Annotated in this window: 3 protein-coding genes; all 3 read left to right on the forward strand. The window is 72.6% G+C overall.

Features of this window, described 5'->3' with window-relative positions; translation table 11 throughout:
• A partial coding sequence (locus tag ACXJMZ_RS36995; RefSeq protein WP_457034383.1) for an alpha-glucosidase C-terminal domain-containing protein occupies positions 1 to 383 on the forward strand: 383 nt, incomplete at its 5' end.
• Positions 380 to 1,897: a maltokinase N-terminal cap-like domain-containing protein gene (locus tag ACXJMZ_RS37000; RefSeq protein WP_457034384.1), complete on the forward strand. Its 1,518-nt coding sequence runs from the start codon at positions 380 to 382 to the stop codon at positions 1,895 to 1,897. The genes ACXJMZ_RS36995 and ACXJMZ_RS37000, both read left to right, overlap by 4 nt.
• Positions 1,898 to 1,977: 80 nt before the next feature.
• A partial coding sequence (locus tag ACXJMZ_RS37005) for a GlgB N-terminal domain-containing protein (RefSeq protein WP_457034385.1) occupies positions 1,978 to 3,068 on the forward strand: 1,091 nt, incomplete at its 3' end.

Consider the following 3,068-nt stretch of genomic DNA (forward strand, 5'->3'; position numbering starts at 1 on the left):
TACGGCCCCGCGACTGGACCACCACCAACACCCTCACCCCCCTCATCACCGTCCTCAACCGGCTGCGCCGGCGCCACCCCGCCCTCCAACAGCTGCGCGACCTCACCTTCCACCCCACCGACAACGACCACATCCTCGCCTTCTCGAAGCAGAGCGGAACGGACACGGTGATCACCGTGGTCAACCTCGATCCGCAGCACGCGCAGGAGGCCACGGTCTCGCTGGACCTGGCCACCCTCGGTCTGACCGAAGGTCAACAGCTCTCCGTGTGCGACGAGTTGACCGGAGCGGTGTACCGGTGGGGCCGGGACAACTACGTCCGGCTCGACCCCGCCGTGGCTCCCGCACACCTGCTCACCGTGGACCGGGGGGTGCCCGTATGACCACCACCGCCGTTGTCTGTGACTCCTGCGTCGCGGCCGTCCGACGGCCCGCACTCCAGGCGGACGAGCTGGTGCGGCCCCTGCTGCCCGCACTCGTCCCATGGCTCGTGAACCGTCGCTGGTTCGCCCATGAGCGGGGCTGCCTGCAGGGCCTGGAGCCGGTCGGCAGCACCGTCCTGGCCGGCGACCCCGCCGACCGTGACGCACCGGTGCTGCTCCATCTGCTGCTGACCGCCCGGCACTCCGGCTCCGGCGCACCGGTGCGGCGCTACCAACTGCTGGTCGGTGTCCGCCGGTCGCTCCCCGCCGAACTGGCGTCGGCCGTGATCGGCACCGCGACCGGCGGCGAGTGGGACGGCCGGTACCTCTACGAGGCGACCGAGGACCCGGAGTTGATGTCCCGGCTGCTGGCGCGGACGGCGGCCGGACCGGTCGGCGGGCTCCGACTCGCGCTGCCGGACGGCTCGTTGGAGCTGACCGGGCTGACACCGCGGGCACTCTCGGTGGAGCAGAGCAACACCTCGGTGGTCTACGGAGACCGGCTGATGTTCAAGCTGCTGCGCAGTCCGGAGCCGGGGCTGCACCCCGAGGTGGAGACCCTGCGCGGGCTCACCGAGGTCGGGTCGCCCCGGACCAGCAGGCTGGTCGGCTGGCTGAGCACCGCCGGGAACGGCGGGGAGGCCACGGTGCTCGGAGTCCTCACGGAGTTCCTGCCCGCCGAGGGCAACGGCTGGGAGCTGGCGGTCGAGCAGGCGGCCGACTGCCTGGTCGGAAGCTGCCAGGCGGTGCCCGCGATCGGTGGTTTCACCACCGAGGCCCGGGCCCTGGGCGAGGCGGTCGCCGAACTCCACACCGCCCTGACCAGTGCGTTCGGGCGGGCCAGGATGGAGCCGGCCGACGTCCTCGACCAGGCGGGCGGGATGGAACGGCGGCTCAAGGCGGCCGTTCGGCTGGTCCCCGACCTGGAGCCCTACGCGGGCCGGATCGCCACCCTGTACGACGACTACGCCAAGGTGGCGTTGCGCGGCGGCGGCGAGCACGGCCAGCGGATCCACGGCGACCTGCACCTCGGCCAGGTGCTGCGGGGCGGCGACGGCTGGAAGATCATCGACTTCGAGGGAGAACCGGCCCGCCCGACCGCCGAACGAGGTCTGCCGCAGCCCGCCCTGCGGGACGTCGCCGGCATGCTCCGCTCCTTCGACTACGCGGCCCAGCAGGCGCTCGCCGAGGTGCTGCGCCGCGAGGAGAGCGGCGCGGCTCCGGCCGAGGGCGAACCCTCCGCGGTCCGGCTGCGCCAGAGCCGCCGGGCGTACGCCTGGGCGGTGCGCAACCGCCGTGCGTTCGCGGCCGGTTACGCCGCCGCAGGTGGCATGGACCCGCACTGCCACCCGGTCGCGCTTCGCGCCTTCGAGGCGGACAAGGCGGTCTACGAGGCTGTCTACGAAGCCCAGCACCGGCCGGACTGGCTGCCCATCCCGCTGGCCGCGATCCAGCGGCTGGTCTCCGGCCGCTGAGACCCGCCCGCTGAGACACCCGCCGTCCGCGCACCTTGCCCGACTCCACGAAGCCTGACTCCACGAAAGGGAACCCATCCGTGACAGTCCCGCCGACCACCCGGACGACCCCCGCCCGCTCCGGGGCGCTCGTACCGGCGCCGCTGCCGACGGAGGAGCACGACCGGCTGCTCGGCGGCCGGCACCACGACCCGCACGGCGTGCTCGGTGCGCACCTCACCTCCGAGGGGGTGGTCGTCCGGGTGCTGCGCTCCGGGGCGGACCGGGTGGTGGTGGAGACCGGCGAGGGCGAGGCCCGGCTGATCCCGGACCGGGACGGGATGTTCACCGGTCTGCTGCCGGGTCTCGACGAGGTCCCGGCCTACCAACTCCGGGTGAGCTACGCCGGGGTGGAGTACATCGAGCAGGACGGGTACCGGCTGCCGCCGACGCTCGGTGAGCTGGATCTGCACCTGATCGCGGAGGGTCGGCACGAGCAGCTCTGGCAGGCGCTCGGTTCGCACCTGCGTACGGTGCAGGGCATCCCCGGCACCGCTTTCGCGGTCTGGGCGCCGAACGCCGCCGGGGTCCGGCTGATCGGCGACTTCAACCACTGGGACGGCACCGGCCACCCGATGCGCTCGCTCGGCTCCGCCGGCGTCTGGGAGCTCTTCGTCCCCTGGATCAGCGAGGGCACCCGCTACAAGTACGAGGTGCGGGCCCAGGACGGCCGGGTCTCGGAGAAGGCCGACCCGCTGGCCCGCCAGGCCGAGTGCCCGCCGGGGACGGCCTCGGTGGTCACCGAGTCGGCGCACGAGTGGGGCGACGCCGACTGGCTGGCCCGTCGCGCCGAGGCGGCCCCGCACGAGGCGCCGATGTCGGTCTACGAGCTCCATCTGCCGTCCTGGCGACCAGGGTTGACCTATCGTCAACTGGCGGTCGAACTCCCGGCCTACCTCCAGGAGTTGAACTTCACCCATGTGGAGTTCATGCCGGTGATGGAGCACCCGTTCGGTGGTTCCTGGGGCTACCAGGTGTCGGGTTTCTACGCGCCGACCGCCCGGCTGGGCACCCCGGACGACTTCCGTTTCCTGGTCGACACCCTGCACCAGGCCGGCATCGGGGTGATCGTCGACTGGGTGCCCGCGCACTTCCCCAAGGACGACTTCGCACTGGCCCGGTTCGACGGCGA

The organism is Kitasatospora sp. P5_F3 (assembly GCF_054049135.1).

Coding starts and splice junctions, on each gene's coding strand:
- ACXJMZ_RS37000 (WP_457034384.1), top strand. CDS start 380: ATGACCACCACCGCCGTTGTCTGTGACTCCTGCGTCGCGGCCGTCCGA.